This window comes from Streptomyces sp. NRRL S-118, assembly GCF_000716335.1.
Classification (GTDB): Bacteria; Actinomycetota; Actinomycetes; order Streptomycetales; family Streptomycetaceae; genus Streptomyces.
On sequence record NZ_KL591002.1, the window covers coordinates 375,916 to 393,279 of the forward strand.

At 70.9% G+C, this 17,364-nt stretch carries 23 protein-coding genes; all 23 read right to left on the minus strand.

The window, feature by feature from the left end; genetic code table 11:
* Positions 1-57: 57 nt before the first annotated feature.
* The gene (locus IH00_RS0105160; protein WP_031070041.1) at positions 58-567 is read right to left on the minus strand and encodes a hypothetical protein; all 510 of its coding nucleotides are present in this window, start codon (positions 565-567) and stop codon (positions 58-60) included.
* A 224-nt stretch (positions 568-791) separates the two neighbouring features.
* Entirely contained in the window at positions 792-2,438 is a 1,647-nt protein-coding gene (locus IH00_RS0105165; RefSeq protein ID WP_031070044.1) for a DUF4192 family protein, read from the minus strand.
* Entirely contained in the window at positions 2,435-2,962 is a 528-nt protein-coding gene (locus IH00_RS42615; protein WP_031070045.1) for a hypothetical protein, read from the minus strand. The genes IH00_RS0105165 and IH00_RS42615 overlap by 4 nt, the downstream gene beginning before the upstream one ends.
* On the minus strand, positions 2,959-3,969 hold the full coding sequence (locus IH00_RS0105175; RefSeq protein ID WP_031070047.1) for an N-6 DNA methylase: 1,011 nt from the start codon (positions 3,967-3,969) through the stop codon (positions 2,959-2,961). Before IH00_RS0105175 ends, IH00_RS42615 begins: the two co-directional genes overlap by 4 nt.
* 91 nt (positions 3,970-4,060) lie before the next feature.
* Complete coding sequence (locus IH00_RS0105180) at positions 4,061-4,363, minus strand: hypothetical protein (protein ID WP_031070049.1); 303 nt, start codon at positions 4,361-4,363, stop codon at positions 4,061-4,063.
* Between the two features lie 60 nt (positions 4,364-4,423).
* Positions 4,424-5,062, minus strand: coding sequence for a hypothetical protein (locus tag IH00_RS37020; protein ID WP_039946250.1), 639 nt, complete (start codon positions 5,060-5,062; stop codon positions 4,424-4,426).
* Positions 5,063-5,359: 297 nt separating this feature from the next.
* Positions 5,360-5,989, minus strand: a complete 630-nt coding sequence (locus IH00_RS0105190) for a hypothetical protein (RefSeq protein WP_039946251.1) — start codon at positions 5,987-5,989, stop codon at positions 5,360-5,362.
* The gene (locus tag IH00_RS0105195) at positions 5,986-6,813 is read right to left on the minus strand and encodes a phosphoadenosine phosphosulfate reductase domain-containing protein (protein WP_078887562.1); all 828 of its coding nucleotides are present in this window, start codon (positions 6,811-6,813) and stop codon (positions 5,986-5,988) included. The genes IH00_RS0105190 and IH00_RS0105195 overlap by 4 nt, the downstream gene beginning before the upstream one ends.
* On the minus strand, positions 6,810-7,307 hold the full coding sequence (locus tag IH00_RS0105200) for a hypothetical protein (protein ID WP_031070062.1): 498 nt from the start codon (positions 7,305-7,307) through the stop codon (positions 6,810-6,812). The genes IH00_RS0105195 and IH00_RS0105200 overlap by 4 nt, the downstream gene beginning before the upstream one ends.
* A 62-nt stretch (positions 7,308-7,369) precedes the next feature.
* Complete coding sequence (locus IH00_RS44990) at positions 7,370-7,510, minus strand: hypothetical protein (protein ID WP_267882541.1); 141 nt, start codon at positions 7,508-7,510, stop codon at positions 7,370-7,372.
* A gap of 4 nt (positions 7,511-7,514) precedes the next feature.
* On the minus strand, positions 7,515-7,712 hold the full coding sequence (locus IH00_RS44995) for an HU family DNA-binding protein (RefSeq protein ID WP_052411174.1): 198 nt from the start codon (positions 7,710-7,712) through the stop codon (positions 7,515-7,517).
* Between the two features lie 157 nt (positions 7,713-7,869).
* Positions 7,870-8,679: a hypothetical protein gene (locus IH00_RS0105210; RefSeq protein WP_031070065.1), complete on the minus strand. Its 810-nt coding sequence runs from the start codon at positions 8,677-8,679 to the stop codon at positions 7,870-7,872.
* Positions 8,680-8,712: 33 nt separating this feature from the next.
* Positions 8,713-9,123 carry a hypothetical protein gene (locus IH00_RS37030; RefSeq protein ID WP_039946254.1) on the minus strand — a complete coding sequence of 137 codons (411 nt, stop codon included), beginning with the start codon at positions 9,121-9,123 and terminating at the stop codon, positions 8,713-8,715.
* A 19-nt stretch (positions 9,124-9,142) separates the two neighbouring features.
* The gene (locus tag IH00_RS0105220) at positions 9,143-9,871 is read right to left on the minus strand and encodes a hypothetical protein (RefSeq protein ID WP_031070067.1); all 729 of its coding nucleotides are present in this window, start codon (positions 9,869-9,871) and stop codon (positions 9,143-9,145) included.
* A 27-nt stretch (positions 9,872-9,898) separates the two neighbouring features.
* The gene (locus IH00_RS0105225) at positions 9,899-11,389 is read right to left on the minus strand and encodes a DNA cytosine methyltransferase (RefSeq protein ID WP_031070069.1); all 1,491 of its coding nucleotides are present in this window, start codon (positions 11,387-11,389) and stop codon (positions 9,899-9,901) included.
* Between the two features lie 210 nt (positions 11,390-11,599).
* The gene (locus IH00_RS38775; RefSeq protein ID WP_052411175.1) at positions 11,600-12,220 is read right to left on the minus strand and encodes a hypothetical protein; all 621 of its coding nucleotides are present in this window, start codon (positions 12,218-12,220) and stop codon (positions 11,600-11,602) included.
* Positions 12,221-12,309: 89 nt separating this feature from the next.
* Positions 12,310-12,588 (minus strand): hypothetical protein, encoded by a 279-nt coding sequence (locus tag IH00_RS0105240; RefSeq protein ID WP_158827672.1) that lies wholly within the window; start codon positions 12,586-12,588, stop codon positions 12,310-12,312.
* A 74-nt stretch (positions 12,589-12,662) separates the two neighbouring features.
* Positions 12,663-13,604, minus strand: a complete 942-nt coding sequence (locus IH00_RS41665) for a helix-turn-helix domain-containing protein (protein ID WP_031070075.1) — start codon at positions 13,602-13,604, stop codon at positions 12,663-12,665.
* Between the two features lie 85 nt (positions 13,605-13,689).
* On the minus strand, positions 13,690-14,823 hold the full coding sequence (locus IH00_RS0105250; RefSeq protein WP_031070078.1) for a PD-(D/E)XK nuclease family protein: 1,134 nt from the start codon (positions 14,821-14,823) through the stop codon (positions 13,690-13,692).
* Positions 14,824-14,894: 71 nt separating this feature from the next.
* A complete protein-coding gene (gene bet, locus IH00_RS38780) occupies positions 14,895-15,884 on the minus strand; it encodes a phage recombination protein Bet (RefSeq protein WP_078887566.1) in 990 nt (329 codons plus the stop codon).
* A 27-nt stretch (positions 15,885-15,911) separates the two neighbouring features.
* Positions 15,912-16,256 carry a hypothetical protein gene (locus tag IH00_RS0105260; RefSeq protein ID WP_052411177.1) on the minus strand — a complete coding sequence of 115 codons (345 nt, stop codon included), beginning with the start codon at positions 16,254-16,256 and terminating at the stop codon, positions 15,912-15,914.
* A gap of 100 nt (positions 16,257-16,356) precedes the next feature.
* On the minus strand, positions 16,357-16,560 hold the full coding sequence (locus IH00_RS0105265) for a hypothetical protein (protein ID WP_031070084.1): 204 nt from the start codon (positions 16,558-16,560) through the stop codon (positions 16,357-16,359).
* An 88-nt stretch (positions 16,561-16,648) separates the two neighbouring features.
* On the minus strand, positions 16,649-17,221 hold the full coding sequence (locus IH00_RS0105270; RefSeq protein ID WP_031070086.1) for a hypothetical protein: 573 nt from the start codon (positions 17,219-17,221) through the stop codon (positions 16,649-16,651).
* Positions 17,222-17,364 lie beyond the last annotated feature (143 nt).

The window sequence follows — 17,364 nt, forward strand, 5'->3', positions numbered from 1 at the left end:
TCGCACCGCTTGCCGGTGAAGGGCCCGTATTCCTTCAGGACTCCAGCCCGTTGACCGTCACCGACCCGGTGGTGGTCGGCGGCATGGGCCCGGGGCGGACGGAGGCAAGAGGCGGCGGGTCAGCCGGTGAAGGGGGTGGGTGTACCGGACGCGTTCGGCGTCCATGAAGAAGCCGTGGCCGGCGGTCATTACGCCGGGGCCAGCCACGTTCAGGATGAAGCTGCGGGAGCGGGCCAGGGCGAGCCACTCGGGCGTGTCGTCCAGGGGAAGAGGTCCGGTGTACCAGGTGCCGTTGGGCATGGTGACCGTCAGCCGGCCTGCCACGTGGTGGGCGGCCCATCCGGGGAGTGGCCGGGCGGTGGAGCCGAGTTCAGCGGCGGTGAGCCAGCCCAGGTCGGCCAGCGTGGTGTCCAGGCCGTCCGGGCTACCGGCCGCGCGGAAGGCGGTCGCCGCAGTGCGGACTTCGTAGGCGACTGCGGCGGCCTTGGGCGGTCCGCCCGCAGGGAAGGTACACGCGTGGGCGTGGGTCTCGAACGCGACCTGTGGGCCGGGGGTGTTGGTGGTCATGTGGTTAATGATTCCAGCCCGTTGAGCCCGTGCCGGTCGAGGTCCAGGCGGTGGTCGACCGGCGCTGCCCCGGGCCCGGGGCTACTCCAGCAAGGTGTCGAGCAGGCCGACAACGGTCAGCCGCTCGATCCGGTCCTCCCCGAAGGCCGAACCGGCCTATCGGGCGGTCATGGGTGGGTCGCCGGAGCGTGTGGCCCCGGCGGTTGCCCGGGCCACCGTGTTGGTCAGAGGGTGTCGAGGTCGGGGCGGCTTGCGGCGAACTCCGCCGCCGCGGCGCGGTACGTCGCCAGGAGCCGGGCCGGGTCGCACTCCTTGCGGATGCCGTCGAGCAGCAGCTTGGCCATTGTGTAGCCGGGGTAGATGTCGACGGCTTCGGTGAAGGCGTGAGTGGCGGTGACGCTGTCCCCTTGTCGCCAGGCGACCCATCCAAGGAGGGTGAGGAGCGGCGGTGCCTTTCCGGTGTGCGGCGGCACGCAGCGCCGGGCGAGGTAGCCCCACAGTTGCCGCTCGTAGGGAAGGTCGCTCTCCTCGCCGGCGGACAGCGCGGCGTCCCTCGCGTGCAGATCTTGCAGGCCGAGGATGATGCGGGCGGCGATATCGTCCATGAGCTGGGGACGGCCAGTGCGAAAGTCGGCCAAGGCTCCGTTGACGATGTCGATGGTGGTGTAGCGGGCGCGTCGACGCTCGTCTTCGGAGGGGACCTGGTCGTAGTAGTGGCTGGTAGCTGCGTCGAGTGCCTCGCGGTAGCGCACTGCGGTGGTGTCGGTGGTGGGGCGGTATTCGCTGGCGACCTCGACGGCGTGCTGGAGGTGTGCCGCGCGGTGGGTATGGCCCTCGCGGGCGGAGGCGAGCCAGTCTCGGGGGTCTTCGCCGTCGATGGTGCCGAGGTGTATGCCGGTGGCCAGCTCGTATTCGGGGTCGGTCGTGATGGCGTTGCGCAGGGCGAGCCGGGCGGCGATGAGGTCGCCCTGCCGCCAGGCGACGAAGGCGAACAGCGTCAGGATGGGCACGGCCTCCTGCGCAAACGGTTCGGCGCAGTGCCGGGCGAGGTACGCCCACAGACGTCGGGCGTGGGGAAGGTCGTCGTCCTCCGCGTGGGCCACGCCGGCCTCCACGGCGGCGTCGTCCTGAAGGCCGACGATGAGCTGCATGGTCAGAGCGCGGCTCAGGGCGGTCGCCCCGTCACGGAACTGGCGCATGGCTGCGGCAATCTGGTCCAACGTCAGGGCGAGCGTGGCGTCGCGTTCGGCGTTGGTCGCGCACCGCGTGTTGAAGTGGTCGGCGGCGGTGTGCAGGTCCTCGAGGAACCCTGGGTCAGCCGTAGCCCGGAACTCCTTGATGATGTCGCGGGTGCGCGGTCCGGGGGTGCGTCCGAGGCGGGTCATCTGCGCGACGACGCTGGTGGGGTCGTCGGGGGAAGGGAGCGGCTCGCCCTCGCAGCACCCGTCGATGTCGCACTCGTAGGCCCACCACCGGTTCGCGACGAGCCCGATCGTCTGGAGGACGTTGGCGCGGTGCTCCACGAACTCGTTGGTGAGCCAGGTGCTGATGGGGGCGAGGAGCGCGGCGGCGTCCTCGGGGCTCTGGCCGGGGCGCGGTTCGCGGCAGAGGTAGATGATGATGCCCTGGGCGGGGTCGTGCCCCCGGTCGTGGGCGTAGGCGACGAACTGGCGGGCGGCGTTCTCGGCGGTGGCCTGCCACTCGGCCGAGACCTCGGGCAGGGGGCATGTCATGGTCGGCCCGTCGTGGAAGTTCGGGCCGGGGGCGTGGAGCGCGATGCTGTCGTCTGGGTAGTGGCCGAGGAGGTACGGCAGGATCTGGGCGAGGTTGGGCAGGCTGGTGACCTGGACGGTGTTGTCGGGCGTGCTCACTTCTGGGTTCCTTCCGTGTGCGGGGTGGTGTCGGGCTGCCCGATGCGGGCGGGCGGTGCCGGGGCGGGTATGCCGCGCGGTTTGTTCGTAAGAGCGGGGAGCAGCCGGTCGCGGACGAGCGCGGCGAGGTCGGCGGCCAGGGCCTTGCTGGTGCGGGTGGTCAGGACGGCGTGCCAGGTGCGGCCGGGCTGGAGCCGGGCGTCGTTGGCGGCTTGTGCTTCGGCCTGCTCGATGTCGGTGCCGTCGGGTATCGGCGGCAGGTCGGGGCCTGCTGTGATCCAGGTCTGGATGGCGAGGCCGCGGGGCTGGACGCGGATGCCGATGCGGTGGCCTTCTGGGTGCTGGTAGGTGGCGGTGCGGTCGGGGGTGTCGGTGGCCTCCTTGCTCCACGGCGGGTCGAGGGTGGGGGCGAGCTGGTCGAGGGGCGGCAGGTCGATCTCGTCGCGGGGTCCGGCGAAGGCCGGGCGTCGGCGGCGCGGCGTGGGGGTGGTGCCGGGTCGGTCGAAGGGAACTGGTTGGGTCACGCGGCGTTCTCTTTGCTGGGCATGAGCTGGTCGACCAGGTCGAAGGCGCGGCGCCAGGCGACGATCGTGCTGGCGGTCTCCATGTACCGGTCGCGCTGCTCGAAGGCTTCTTTGGCTTCGGCGCGGGTCTTGGCGTAGTCGTCGTCCGGTGCGAGGGAGTCGGCGCAGCCGATGAGGCAGCGCGGGCCGAGGTCCCAGATGATCGCGTTGACGGCGGCGCACCCGGCGGACAGCGAGTCGATGTCGTTGCCGTACCAGTGGAAGTCGTGCGGGTTGAGGCCGAGGTCGCGCAGGCGTTGGGCGACGGAGCGGAACATCGTGCCGGAGCCGACGGCGGGTTCGCGGAAGGACATGCCGGGCTTGGCGAAGTCCTTTTCCACGGTCATGTTGGCGAGCAGGTCGGTGATGCACGCCGGCGTGTGGTACTCGCCGCGCCACTTCTTGTCGCTCTTGTGGCGGAGGCCGGTGAGCAGGGGGCTGAGGACGTCGGCTTCGGAGCGTTGCCAGGGGTCGTCGTGGCCGGTGAGGTCCATCAGGCCGGTGTTGATGGCGGCGCGGGTGACGGCGTGGACGGCGCGGAGCTGCTGCTTGTCGGGGTCGGGGTTCCAGGCCCAGTCGTGGAGGCGTATGGCGCGGTTGATCAGGTCGGGGCGCTTGATCCAGTGGCCGAGGTAGATCTCCTTGAGGAGCTGCGGGAGTTGTTCGGGCTGGAGGTTGAGCACCCAGTCCGCCAGGCCGGGGACGTTGCGCAGCAGGGAGAGCCCGGCGACGGTGCCGAGGGGGACGTCGATGCTGCTGCCGCCGAAGGACTGGTACCAGGCTTCGAGGACGTTCTCCGCGATCTTGCGGGCGTGCTCGTGCGGGTCGCGCGGGGCGGCGTAGCGGCGGGCGGTGATCTTGCCGGTGGGGCGGGCTTTGGACTGGGGCGGGGGCTTCTTCGCCCACGACGGCGCGGGCCGCGCGGCGGTGGCCGGGGCTGCCGCGCGGGGCAAGAAGTCGTCGGACATGACGGCGGGTTCCTTTCTGCGGGCGCGCATGGGGCCGCCCCGGTGTGCGGTGCGCGGCCGGGGCGGCGGGTGGATGGGGTGGTGAGCGGGGTCAGCTGGTCTGCTGGAGGTCCCGGAGGGTGGCGAAGATGCCGCGGATCTCGACGTCGTAGGCAGCGGCGGGGTACCCGGCCTGCCGCAGGCCGTTGATGAGGAACATCAGGGCCGCCTCGTCGGTGTCCATGTCGCTGATGAGCTGGTCGAAGCTGTCGTCGCGCAGCTCGTCGGGGCGGTGCTCGTAGCCGATGCGCAGGGTGTTCTCGATCTCGGCGAGGGTCGCGGCGGTCTGCTTGTCGGTGAGGCCGAGCAGGGCGGACCAGGCCGCCAGGGTGGCGTCGTCGACGGGGAGCTTCACGGGCTGATGCCTTTCTGGTGGGCCGTGCCCGGCCGCGCGGGGCGGCCGGGCACGGGAGGGTCAGGAGGTGGGGGCGGTGGGGAAGGGGTTGTCCCGGTGGTCGGGGTGGCAGGCGGCGTACAGGCCGCCGGGGAGGCGTTCGGTGATGACGCCCCATCCGGCCCAGCGCATGACGGCGAGGTAGCCGAGGTCTCCGCCCGCGAAGCCGGTGCGGGCTTTGGCGTCGGGGTCGGGCTTGATGAACACCCAGCCGGGCAGGTCCCCGGTGTCGTCGGGCATGACCTGGAAGCCGGGGCGCAGTTCGTGGACGCCGTCGGTGTGGATGGGCGGCATTCCGGCGGCGGTCAGGATGCGTACGGCCTCCTGGACCTGCTTGTGGCCGTGGTACTCGGGCAGGGTGCCGACGCCGGTGTGCAGGGGCCGCTCGTACGGGAGGCGGCCGACGGCGGCCTTGTAGATGGTCATGAGGAGTTGGGCGTCGTCGCGGCGGCCGGCGTGGCGCATGGCGATGTTTGCGACGATCACGATGGAGTGCCGGTCCTGGGTGAACAGGCGGCGGAATTGGTCGAGGGTCATGCCGGTGGTCACCTGCACGCGGGCGAAGGTGCGTGAGGCGAAGCGGACGGCGTATGCGACGTGTTCGGGGTCGAGCCCTATCTGGTGGGCGAGTTCGCGGACTCCGGGCGAGTAGTCGGTCATTGGGTCTCCAAGAGGCGCTTGCGCGTATGGGTGCGCCCCCGGCGGTGGGCCGGGGGCGCGGGGTGCTGGTGGGGTTCGGGGATGGTTAGCGGCGTCCGCCGCATCCGGCGTGGCCGCAGCCGCCGCAGAAGCCGCCGCTGTTGCACTCGCAGCCGCATCCGTGGTTCTGGGTTTTCATTCCAATTCCCCTTCCCATTCGGGCATTTCCCGAATTCCTTACTTATATTTTAATTGCAAATACCCCAGAAGCAAGTTATGACCGACTGAATGCGCATTTAATCTCCGCAATTCAATTTCCTAATTCTCGGCAGCCGGAATGAGATCGGGCCAGCGGACGGCCTCCAGCGCACGGCGGTGCGAGTCGGGCACGGGCACGGTCGGGTAGCCGAGCCAGTCGAGCCCCATCGCGGCGAGGATCGTGGCGTCCGCCTGGTCGTAGCGGCCCGGCCCTTCGCACGGGACGCCGTACCGCTCGACGGCCACCGAGCGCACCATGCCCTTCGCGATCCGGGCCCGGTCCTTGCGCGGGAAGTCCTGGGCCGGGTTGGCCCGGCCGGTCGCATAGATCGTGCGCCCGTGCGGGGTCACCACGGCGTAGGGGATGCGGTGGCGCCACAGGTACTGCGTGACCAGCCACCACAGCCCGGCCAGCTCGTGGTGCCCGGCTTGCCCGCCCTGGGCGTACGCGGCGCCCTCGACCACCACCAGGTCCGCGCCGTCCTTCACGCTCAGCGCGACGGCCGCGAGCAGCCAGTCCAGCCGCTCGTGGCTGCGGCGGCGGCCAGGCCGGTAGGCGCGTGCCCAGTCCGTCCCCGCGATACCGGTCGAGGTCAGCGACAGGTCGAGACCGACGACGCGCGGCTGCCACTCTCCCTTCTCCTGCACGCTGGGCAGGGTCACCGGGGCGCTCTGGGGCTCGGCGGTCACGCGGCACCTCCCGCTCGCCTGATGACCTCGGCCATCGACAGCTCCCGCCGGAACGGGACGCCCAGCTCCTCTTCCAGGTCGGCGTACTCGCGCGCCAGCTCGGGCCGGAGCCCGGCCGCGCACGTCAGGTCCGGGACGGAGGCCAGGACGCACAGGCTGCACGAGAGCCGGGACATGCTGGCGTCGTACGCCCAGTGGTAGGGCAGACCGCGGTCCCGGATGCGCTGCCACACCTCGGCGGTGCTCCAGCGCAGCACCGGGTACCACTGGGTCACGGTGCGGCGCCCGTTGCTCGCCCGGTGGTCGATCTCGACGGCGGACCGCCGGGCGCGGGCACGGGACTCCTCCGCCCGGAATCCCATGACGTGCACGATCCGCGCCGAACGGCCGAAGACGCCGAGGGCGTTGACCTGCTCGGTCATGAACCGGTGCGCCACGCCCCTCTTCTCCGAGGTGCAGAACCGGGTCATGAGGTGCGGGAACTGGCCGCGCGCACGTATCCGGTGGAATAGGGACGGCCACTTCGCCATACGGCGGACCTCGAAGAGAAGGCCGTAGTGGGCTGCCTGACGGCGTGCCAGGTCCACAGTCTCGGGCCACTCCACAGTGTGGTCACGCGGGGTGCGGCCGAGGTCGATGTGCAGGACCACGATGCGGTCACGGACTCCGACTTCGTCGGCCAGGCGTACGGCCTCATCCATGGCCACGATGCTGTCCTTGCCGCCGCTGTTGCTGATGACGATGCGGTCGGCGGCGGACAGGTCGGGCACCGGCTCGGGGCCGTGCACGGCGCGGGCGCTGACCAGTTCTATCTGGCCGCTCACCGCTGGCCTTCCCCGGTCGCGGAAAGGTGCTTGCTGATCAGGCGCTCTGCCTTGGCCATGGCCGGGCCCTTGTGGCGGTCGACCCACTCGCCGTCGTAGCTGCCGACCGGCCCCCACAGGTACCAGCCGGTGTCGTGGTAGCCGTCCTTCGGGTTCCTGCGGCGGTGGCCCAGCTCCCACCAGCCGTCGCGCCAGCGCAACAGGCGCTTCGCGGCCGGGTCGGGCACCCAGCCGGCCCGCTCGGCCAGGGTCTGGAGGCGTGCCACGTCGGTGCGCAGCATCGCCGCTTCGGCGGCGGCGTCCAGGTCGCGCGGGGCGGGGCGCTCGCCGCCCGTCTGGTGCGCGGGCGAGGCGGGGTGCAGGCCGAGCTGTCGTACGGCGTCGTCCCTCTGGCGCGCGACGCGCCGCAGCAGACCGGCCGCGCCGACTATGCCCCGCTCCTCCAGCCACTTCGCCGTGGCGTCGATCTCGACGCCCACGGAACGGTCGTTCATCTCGAACTCCTTCGGCGGGGCCGTCCCGGCGAGTGCCGGGACGGCCCCTGGTGTGCAGCGGGTTACGGGCGGGCGACCTTGGGGGTCTTGGGGTCCTTCTGGATGCAGTTGCCGGACTCGGGCATGGCCCGGCGGCCCGCGACGAGGTCCTGGAACCGGGCTCCGGGGCGGAACTTCACGACCCGGCGCTCGGCGATCTCCACCGGCTCACCGGTCTGCGGGTTGCGGGCGGTGCGGGCCGGGCGCACCTGGGGGGGCGAGGCTGCCGAAGCCGGTGACGGAGACGACGTCACCGGCGGCGACGGCGCGGACTATCGCGTCGAGCGCGGCCTCCACGGCGTCGGCCGCCTGCGCGCGGTTGCCGGTCGTCTTCGCCACGGCCTGGATGAGCTGGGCCTTGTTCACAGAGGGATTCCTTTCGATTCGGCTGGGCCGCAGGAGTCGAGGGCGGGCGCGCCACGCGGCGGGCCACGGGTTCAGTCCGTAGCCGGGGTCCGCGAGCTGCCCGCACACTGAAGCGCGGGAGCGCACAACATGATTCATAAATGTCACCTATCTTGGCTCAGTCGGGCAGACGGACGAGGCACTTGCCGACCGCGAGCACCTGGCAGATGGGCAGGGTGACAGCCGCGTAGTCGGCCGAGATCAACCACGGCTCCTCGCCGGAGCGGGGCCGGGCGGGCACGACCCATGCCGTACCCGTCCAGACCGCGTAGCGCGCCCCGACCTCGAGGAACTGCCCGGCGAAGAGGAACAGGCGGGTGCGCAGCGACGAGGACCATCCCCGACCGGGCTCCGGGCCGTCCCAGCCGTGCGGGGTCTGGAGGCCGAGGAAGTCGGGTCCGGCGGTCACCAGGGTGCCCACCGGTCCCAGGGAGCGGAACTCGATCGCCTCGCCGTTGCCGCCGGCGTTCAGCCACCGGGACAGGTCGTCGGCGCTGAGCTGCACGGGACGCCCCTGCGCCAGCGGGTGGTCGCGGGCGTCGAGCACCCTGCGCAGCAGGGAGCGCCACGGCAGGCGGCCGACGTGGGGTGCGGCGGGGACGGTGAGCTGCGCGACGCCCTCGGTGAAGCGGAGCAGCTGATGGCCGCCGCTGGTGACGTGCTCGACGGTGACGGTGTCGGACGACTCCAGCCAGCCGCGCAGCGCGGTGGCGTCGTCGTAGCCGACGGGAGCCGTCCACACGTCGCCCGCGACGGGGGTGCGGGCGACGGCGAGCGTCCGGTCGCTGCACGCGACGACGTGGAGGTGGCTGGGGGCGCAGTCGAGGACCAGGGCGTCGAGGTCGTTGGCGTCCTCGCCCGCCTGGAAGCGGTGCGGGGCGGCCTGGTCGAGGATGGCCGCCAGGTGGCGGGCCTTGACGGTGAACATGGTGTGTCTCCGCAGGAGTTGTAGAGGTGGTGATCAGGAGCCGGAGGCGCGCTTGCGGGCACGGCGGGCCTGCTGGGCAAGCCGTCCGGCCTCCAGGCACAGGGAGCACGCGCGCTCCCCACGCCGGTTGTGGGCACGGGCACCGGCTTCGGTGCCGTGGGTGATCGGGCGTCGGCCGCGCTCGCGTAGTTCGGCGGGCTGAGCGCCCTCGCAGGTCGCGAGGACCTGCCCGTTGTGCCAGAGCCGCCCGCCGCACACGCCGTCGAACAGGCTCGTGCTCGGCATGACCAGGTCGATGCACTGCGACCGGAACGGGCAGCCCTGGCAGGCCGCGAGGAGGGAGAGGACCAGCGGCTCCGTCGGGGCTTCGGCCGCCGTCTCCTCGGACGTGAAGCGGGTGTCCCCGGCGCAGGGGGCCTGACCGACCCACCCGTTGCCGCTCATCTGCTCCTCCTCCCGTGCGCTAGGCGGTCGGCGGCAGGGGCATCAGGCGGACCTGATCGCTGGTGCTGAGGCCGAACGGGTGGGCGTAGCCACCGGGCAGCGGCATCAGGTGCCGGTCGGCCAGGGCAGGGAGGGCGAGCATCTGGGCGATGAGCCCGGCGAGGGCGGTTTCACAGGCGGGCGACCAACCCGGACGGGGTATCCGCACCGGAGTGCCGTCGTCGGCGACGCCTTCGAAGATCTCGATGACCCGCCCGGCCGCGCGTCCGTCCACGACGATCGCGGTCGCCTCCGGGTAGTGCTCATGGACCAGCTCGGCAACGCGGGCGGCCCGGTCGGCCGGGGGCAACTCCAGCAACCAGGAGTTGCCGTCGGAGGCAGAGTTGCGGTGGACGGACGCCCACGCCGGAGAGGAGCAGGGAGCGAGCGCAGCCTGCACGTCGGACTCGATCTGGTCCGCGATGTCGTCGAGCGGGTGCTCGTCCTCCCCGTCGCGGTTGTCCCACAGCTCGGGGCAGGTTCCCAGGGGGCTGGGCTGCGCGCCCAGCACGCCGTGCAGGTCGAGGGTGCGGGAGCTGTAGAAGGCGAAGGTCACGTAGACCGCCTCGGGGCAAGCGGCGCGGATCTTTGCGGTGATGTGGTCGAGCACCGCGAGGCAATACGCCTTCTCGATGCGCAGGCGCTCGGCCTCCAGTTCCTCGCGCTGCTCGCAGAGAATGGTCAGCTGGTCGTGCGCTGCCGGTGTCATGGCAGTGATGTCCTTTCTTCTTGGGGGTTAGGCGAGGACGGGCTTGAGGCGTTCACCGATCCAGCGCGCGACGTTGACCGACACGGCGTTGCCGGCCTGCTGGGTCTGGGCGGCCTTGGTGCCGACGACCTCGTACGTCTCGGGGAACCGCTGGGCCGATAGCTGCTCGCGGGGCTGCAACATGCGGAAGTAGCAGTCCTCGGTGGCGGGCGCGGTCCGCACGATGGCCGCCGAGTCGCGGGTCGACAGGGTGTGCAGCGGCTCGCCCGCAGTCTTCGGCGCAGCCTTGCGGTACGGGATCACCAACGTGTTGCGGGCCCGGGTGCGGACGTTGCCGTCGGGTACGACCAGGCCGTGGTGCCGGGCCGTGGCGATGGTGCTCAGCGGGGCGTCGATCGGCGCGGCGTCGCAGTTGTTGCGGAACTCCACGATGAACGGGTCCACCGTGACGAGGGCTTCGCTCTCGCGGGTGGTGCGGGTGCGCATGGGCTCCTCGATGGGCGAGGCCGTGTCGTTCCACGAGCCGCCCACCGGCACCAGCAGGGCCTCACCGAGCTTGGCCGTGCGGGTGGGCAGCGGCCGGGTGTGCGGGGCGAAGGCCCGGTCGGTGCCGTCCTTGCCGTGCGTGAGGGTGACCACGGACGGTTCGTAGGGGAACTTCACCAGTCCGGCCGCGATGCGGCGCATGGTGTTCGGCACCAGAGGGCGGGCGCGGTCTCCGATGCGCTGGCCGATGTCGTCCCACATGATCACATCGGAGGCCGGCCGGACGTACGGCTCCACCAGCGCGTGGCGGCAGCGGCTGTTCGGGCAGCGGTAGTCGTACTGCTGCTGGTACTTGCCGACCTTCACCCGCGCATCGCGCCAGCTCTGGCGCGCCTTGACGTCCCGCCCGCACTCGAAGCAGTACGCCAGCGGGCGCGGCGCGAGGTCGGGGCGGCGGACCCCGGCCAGGGTGAAGACCACGTACACGCGGTCGCGCCACTGCGGGGCGTACGGATTGGTCTCCGACCCGATGTGCGCGGAGGACACGGAGACGATCTGGACGCGGTAGCCGAGCTTCTTCATGGCGCGGATCCACTCGGGGAACAGCAGCCAGTCGGTGATGAACTCGACGACGTTCTCCACGACGACGCACGGGAACCGCTTCGCCTCGGCGGCGCGCAGCACGCACCAGGCGGTCACCCGGGTCATCTCGAAGGCTTCCGGGGGCAGTTCGCGCCACTGCTCTTCTTCTTCGAACAGCGCGTCCTGCACGGGGTCGGGGCGCTTCTTGCCGCCGGCGGGGCTGATCTCGGTGCAGATGACGCTGGCCCACAGCACGAGGGCCTTCGGGAGCCAGCGCATGGGGTAGTTCTGGATGTCGGCGCAGCGCGCCGCCGCATTCGGGTGGTTGAGCCCGAACGTGTCGACGGCGGTCTGCCAGTGGTTGATGCCGAGGATGGGGTCGAATCCGGCTTCCAACAGGCCGGTGGCATCTCCGCCCGCTCCGCAGAGCAGGTGGACGGATCGGGGCACGGTCTTCGGTCTCCAAGAGGCGGGGCCGCCCGGCCCGGCTGGTGGGCCGGGCGGCCATGGTCAGGACTCGTCGCAGGCGCGTAACGCGCGGTGGTGGCGGCTGTCCTCGATGCCGAGGGCGGTGAACCCCAGCAGGCCGAGGGCGCACACGATCAGCAGCCAGATCACCGGTCCGCGCCCCCGATGGGGCGCGGTGCGCGGCGCGACCGGTCAGTCATCGCTGCGGGTGACGCGGACGGTGGTGATGTGTCCGGCGCTCTCGAACAGCGCCAGCGGGTAGCCGTCCGCCTGGGGCCGCTGCCAGACGCGGCGGTAGCCCTCGTGGTCAATGAGCCGCTGGGACCACTCCGAGAACCGAGCGATGGCGGTGGCCGCGCCCTCGATCCCGGCGGTCTGGTTGTGGTTCGCGCCGTACGGCGCGGTGTGCGTGGCCGAGACGATCAGCCGGGGTGCGCGGCGAGGAACGTCGAGGCTGTCGATGCGGGCCAGCAGGGGGATGAGGCTGTTGCCGTGGTGGCGCTGGGGTCCGTTGGGGGTGGAGTCGTACAGGACGGTGTGCCGGTCGGCGTTCTCCACGTCCTGGCGGACGGCGGTCCAGCCGGTCACCTCGGCGGGGTCGGCGGGCAGGCTGTGCTCGGAGGCGATGATCAGTTCCGTGCCGTCCCGCAGGTCGGCGCGGACGTGGAACTCGCCGCCGGAGGTCTCGATGTCGGTGACCCAGCCCGCGTAGCGCAGCGGGGTGACGACGTGGCCGTAGCCGTGGAACAGCCGCTGCCACAGCGGGTCGGTGGTGCGGTTGTGGTCGGGCAGAGCCGCGATGGTGGTGGTCATGTTCTGGTCTCCAAGAGGGTGTGCACGACGGGCGCACAAAAGGTGCGCCCGTCGTTGAAAAATGTCACCTATATCAGGTGAAGCGTGATTCAGACGGTGGGCAGTTCGCTGCGGGCGAGGATCTGTACGGACCACATCCGGCCGCCGCGGGTGACGACGCAGCCGATCATGCGCCCCTCGTGGGGCAGGACGAAGCCGCTGCCACCCTCCTCCTTGCTCAGGTCGCTGACGAGCTCGCGGACGCCGTGCTCGGCACACTCGGCCGAGCAGTACAGGTGGCCGCCCAGGCGCGGAGCGAGGTGCGGGCCGTGGATGACTTCGCCGACTACGACGTAGGCGTCGGGGGCCGGGGTGAGCGTGTCGTTCAAGGTGGTCTCCAAGAGGTCGGTGAGTTCGGCAGTTCCGAACTCATGCTTATATCTTAATGGCGTACACCGAGGCGTCAATGTTGCCGATCTTGTGAACGCCACGGCTTCCGGCGGCAGTTGGCTCCCTTCTCGCGCCCCATTCGGGCCAGGTCTCGCACTCGCTGGCGGGCCATCTCCAGGGCTTGCGGGTCCGTCTCGGCAACGCGCCGCTCCTGCTCGGCGAAGAACTGCCGTAGCCAGTCCTGCTGCTCGCGGTGCTCGCGGTTGGCCGCTTCGCGCCGTGCCTGCTCCCTCCCAGCACGCGGGTTCGTCCCGCACCCCCGGCAGTTCGACACCGGCTCGGCGTGCTTCGGACAGCCCGCCCGCTGCTGCTCTCCGTGCCCTGCCTCCGGCTCCCCTGCGGCGTCAGCCGTGGGGGTAGGGGGGTGAGGAAGAGAAGAGGAAGAAGGAGGAAGAGAAGGGGTTTCCCCAGGGCAACCCGCCCGGTTGCCCTGCGGCAACCCACTGGGTTCCCCCAGGGCAACCCTGCCCGGAGCGTCATCAGGGTTCCCCTGGGGCAACCCTGGCTCCGAACCGGCCTCGATGGCGGCCCGCGCCTCCTCCCGTGCGGCGACATCCTGCTGAGTGCGGGCCGCCGACGAGGGCTTGCGGCGCGCGCCCTTGCGGGCCAGTCGGGGATTGGTCGGGGCACGCTGCGCCGCCCGGCGCCGCTCGATCAGCTCCTCCGTCGACGGGATGGGCGGCACGCCGTGCGGAAACACCCGGTACTCGGCTCGGCGGCCGACACGGCCGATCGTCACCCGCTCGACCAGGCCGAGGCCGACGAGCTGCGTCACCACCGTGATGACCTGCTTCTCCCCTACGCCGGCCCAGGCCATCATCCGCTCCAGCCCTGGTCGGGCCAGCCTGGTCTGGTCGTCGGCCGAGTCAGCGATCTTCATGAGGACCAGCTTCTGCGTCGTGTTAATCACCTCCTTCGGCAGGTAGGCGGCCACCACCATCAGTTGGATGCTCACCGGCACCTCTCCGTTTTCCCGTCCGGTTCCCGCCGCACCAGGACGGGGCGGAGCACGCCGGCTCCGGCCCCGCCGGGTCGCGCGATCAGGGCTTCTTGCGCGCGGTGACGTTGATGCTCACCGCGGTCCGCCGGTCGTGGTCAAGGCGCGTGGGCAGGGGGATGCCCACATCCTTCAGCGTCGCCTTCATCGCCGCCGCGTCGGGCACCATCGGCACCTCCAGCCCTGCGCGGCGGTACAGCGCGACCATCGCCTCGACGTCATCGACCTTGGTCGGGTTGCCGCCGCTCCACTTCAGGACGTTGTCGCCGTACACGCCCGGCTCGGAGCCTTCGAGCTGGGCGCGCAGGAACTTCTGCCGGTCCTTCAGCGGCTTCATCTGCTCGGAGACCTCGGCGTACTCGGCCAGCGCCTTCGCGCGTTCCTCGTCGTCGTGGATCAGCTGGCTCTGCGGGGAGCGCCCGGCGACGAGCGGCCCCCAGCACGCGGTACGGAAGGGGCAGTGGTCGCAGATCGCGGAGATGCCCGGCCCCTGGAAGGTGCGCGGCAGCTCCTCCGGGGAGGCGGCGGCCCGCACCTGCTGAACCCACCAGCGCGCACGACGGGCGCGCTCGGCCTCGTAGGCGATCTCCTGAACGTAGTCATCGCCAGAGTCGCGGTTGATGAACCGGAAGCGGATGCGAGCGACCGGCACCGGCCCGAGGCGGGCGAGCTGCCGCTGACCCGGGACGCTGGCGAAGCCTTCCGTGCCGAGCAGGTCGGCATACAGGTAAACCTGCCGCAGCTCGGCCTCGCTCGCGCCGTACCGCAGGATGCTGTCCCACTGGTACGTGCTCTTGGTCTTCACGTCCTCGACCGTTGTCTCCTCGGCCGGGAGCGTGGGGCGCAGCCGCTTCGGCAGCCGGGCGGCGGCGGTGGAGTCGAGTTGGACGGCGTCGATGTGGCCCCGGACGGTGTCGTCCTCGACGCGGCGCTCGATGAGCCAGCCGTACTCCTCGCGGGCGGCGTCGAGTATCCCGGTGTGCAGCCAGGCCCCGAGGATCGCCTTGCGCTTCTCGCCGACGTCGGTCGGGGTGCGGCCGTGCAGGAGGTATCCGGCCCGGCGTGCGCACACGGTGTCGCTGGCGCCGAGCTTGGTCTGTTGGGAGCGGGGACGGCGTGCGTCCGCCGCGTGCGCGGCGGGCCACAGGCTGACGGGCCGCTCCGGCACGATGGTCATCGTGGTCACGGTGTTCTCCAAGAGGGTGGGTGCCGCCCGCCGACAGCGGGCGGCACCCGGTGTCGTCAGGGTCAGGAGGCCCGGCGGGGCGCGGCGGCCCGCTTGCGCGGAGCCCGCTTCGCCGGGGCCGGGGCCTCGTCGGCCTGGGCGGACTCGGAGGAGGCGTCCGGCTCGGCCTTCGCGGCGGCCTTCTTCGCAGCACGCGCCCGCTTCCTCGGCGCGGGCTTCTCCGTGGTCTCGCCCTGGTCCTCGGCGGACTCCTCCTTCGCGTCGGCGCCCTTGTCGGCCCCCGCTTCGAGCCCGGCTGCCTCGCGCAGGCGTCGGGTCGCCTCTTCCGCCTCACGGACGACGGCTTCAGCGTCGGCCCGCGCCATCTCCTCATCCGAATACACGCCGGACAGGTCCTGCGGCGCGGCCATGCGCAGCGCGCCGGCCTCGGCGCACTTACGGAGCATGTGGGCGGGCATCTGCTGCCACATCTTCGCCACGACGTACGCGCCCTGCTTGCGGTCGTAGTACGTCGGGGCGAACTCATCCCAGCGGGCGATCATGGGGAACCGGCTGGTGCCGCGCAGGACGGTGACCTTGACCGCGGCCGGGTACGCCTTGGACAGCCAGACCTCGTGGGCGTTGCCCTCGGAGTCGTAGTAGACGGTGTCCTCGTACGAGATGGACTCCCCGGCCTTGGCCGCCGCCCGGTGCGCGACGGTGCGGAAGCCGTCGATTCCGGTCTGGATGGTCCAGGTCTTCTCCGGCTCGTCGGGGTTGTCGGCGGCCTTCCAGTTGGTGCGGCCGATCATGTAGATCTGCCGGGCGAACGGGTCGAGGCCGCTGCGCACGCAGTAGTGGAAGAAGACGGCCAGTTGCGCACGCGGTGCCTGCTCCAGCCCGGGACTGATCAGAGCCAGGGCGGCCACCTGACGTGCGTCGAACTCCAGTTGGTCGGCGCGCAGAACGACGGCGCTTTGGGACACGCTGCGTTCGGGCAGTACCTCTGTGGTAGTCAGGGGCGGCGCGCTGGACGCAGCGTCGTCACCCTGCTGTTCGGTCGGTTGGTTCATGGGGCGTTCGTCTCCAAGGGAACTGGTTCAGTCGGTCCGCAAGGCGCGGACCTCGAAGGCGCTCACCCACTCGGGGTGGCGCTCGATGAGCAGCCGGACGTATCGGCTGCGGAAGTTGTTGTTGAGGCGGAACTCGTCGCCCTCGGTCGCCGTGAGGTAGCGCCAGCGCAGGACCTCGAAGAGCATCCCGATGCCGACTCGGCTCGCGCCGCGCTTCAGGTAGTCGGCGGTCAGGGCTTCCAACGCGCGGAGCACCCAGGGGTTGAGCTGGTGGAACGTCTCGAACTGGGCCTGGATCGACGCCGGCTGGTTCTCCGGCTGCTTCACGGTGTGGATGACCAGGCCCGGTATCTCGTCCTGGACGGCTGCCATACCCACCCCCTGGTGTGACCTCTTTCAAGAATGTCACCTATCTTGCGGGGTCGCCGTCCAGATGATCAACCCCACCGGCTACAGGTGCGACTTCACACCCTCAGCCCGAGGTCCGCTCGGCCGCCTCCTCCATGCGGCCCAGGCGAGCCTCATTGGCCGCCGACGTCGCCCGCGGGGCGCGGATGGCGACGTTGGAGTCGGGGTGCTTGAGGACGTAGAGCGAAAGGGCGCCCTCCACGACCAGGGCTTCGCGGGCGTCCATGATGGCGACCTCCCCGCCGTCCTGCGTGGCGATGAACTTCACTGATGCCTCCTTGGCGAATGAGCGACCCCAAAAGGGGATTGCTTATATCTTATCCGCATTTCGGAGCTACGTACAGCGTTTGCGCAGGTCAGAGGCCCTTTCGGGCGTGACGGCCTCGGGTCAGTACGAGGCTGCCGGGCCCGTCGTAAGTGCCGTCGCGCAGGGCGGCGACGACTGCCTCATCCACCTCCCAGGGCAGGCTCCGCGCGCTCTCGCGCAGCGTCGGGACGGCGTCGAGGACGGTCTCCAGCATCCAGAGCCTCGACCCGGACAGCAGCCAGTCGTGCTCCGGGAACCGCCCTGTGGCGATGGTCGTCGCCAAGTTGCCCTGTGCGGGCAGGTGGAACAGCTCGATGATCTCCTGCTGGCCGACGATCGGCGGCAGCTCGTCCCCCAAGTGAGGCTCCCAGCCCTCACCCTGTTCCGCGATGATCTGCGCCTTGACGTCGAGATCGACCTGGCGGAACCGCGCCGTCGTCGCTCCCCACCCGGCGGCGAAGCCGAGCGGCCAGTACCGCACACCGCTGACGATGATCGCGGTCTCCGGATCGAGCACGCTGCCGCGGCTCGGCGACAGCCACTGCGCGACCTGCTTCGGATCGACGCGGTACAGCGCGGCGAACTCCTGGTGCCCGACCAGATACGGCTTGCGCCGACTCATCCCCGTCCTCCGGTGTCTGCCCTGAATGCAGAGGGCAGCGTAGCCGTACGCGCACGCCAGCGTACGCGGTGGTCGCTGCTATGGTGACGACGGTCTTTTCTCCAAGAGGCCAAACGGCCCCCGCTTCGGCGGGGGCCGTGTGC

Bases quoted from the DNA above. Each gene is read 5' to 3' on its own strand.
- IH00_RS0105160 (WP_031070041.1), bottom strand. From the start codon at position 567: ATGACCACCAACACCCCCGGCCCACAGGTCGCGTTCGAGACCCACGCC.
- IH00_RS0105175 (WP_031070047.1), bottom strand. From the start codon at position 3,969: ATGTCCGACGACTTCTTGCCCCGCGCGGCAGCCCCGGCCACCGCCGCG.
- IH00_RS37020 (WP_039946250.1), bottom strand. From the start codon at position 5,062: ATGACCGACTACTCGCCCGGAGTCCGCGAACTCGCCCACCAGATAGGG.
- IH00_RS0105200 (WP_031070062.1), bottom strand. From the start codon at position 7,307: ATGAACGACCGTTCCGTGGGCGTCGAGATCGACGCCACGGCGAAGTGG.
- IH00_RS0105210 (WP_031070065.1), bottom strand. From the start codon at position 8,679: ATGTTCACCGTCAAGGCCCGCCACCTGGCGGCCATCCTCGACCAGGCC.
- IH00_RS37030 (WP_039946254.1), bottom strand. From the start codon at position 9,123: ATGAGCGGCAACGGGTGGGTCGGTCAGGCCCCCTGCGCCGGGGACACC.
- IH00_RS0105220 (WP_031070067.1), bottom strand. From the start codon at position 9,871: ATGACACCGGCAGCGCACGACCAGCTGACCATTCTCTGCGAGCAGCGC.
- IH00_RS38775 (WP_052411175.1), bottom strand. From the start codon at position 12,220: ATGACCACCACCATCGCGGCTCTGCCCGACCACAACCGCACCACCGAC.
- IH00_RS0105250 (WP_031070078.1), bottom strand. From the start codon at position 14,823: ATGACCATCGTGCCGGAGCGGCCCGTCAGCCTGTGGCCCGCCGCGCAC.
- bet (WP_078887566.1), bottom strand. From the start codon at position 15,884: ATGAACCAACCGACCGAACAGCAGGGTGACGACGCTGCGTCCAGCGCG.
- IH00_RS0105260 (WP_052411177.1), bottom strand. From the start codon at position 16,256: ATGGCAGCCGTCCAGGACGAGATACCGGGCCTGGTCATCCACACCGTG.
- IH00_RS0105270 (WP_031070086.1), bottom strand. From the start codon at position 17,221: ATGAGTCGGCGCAAGCCGTATCTGGTCGGGCACCAGGAGTTCGCCGCG.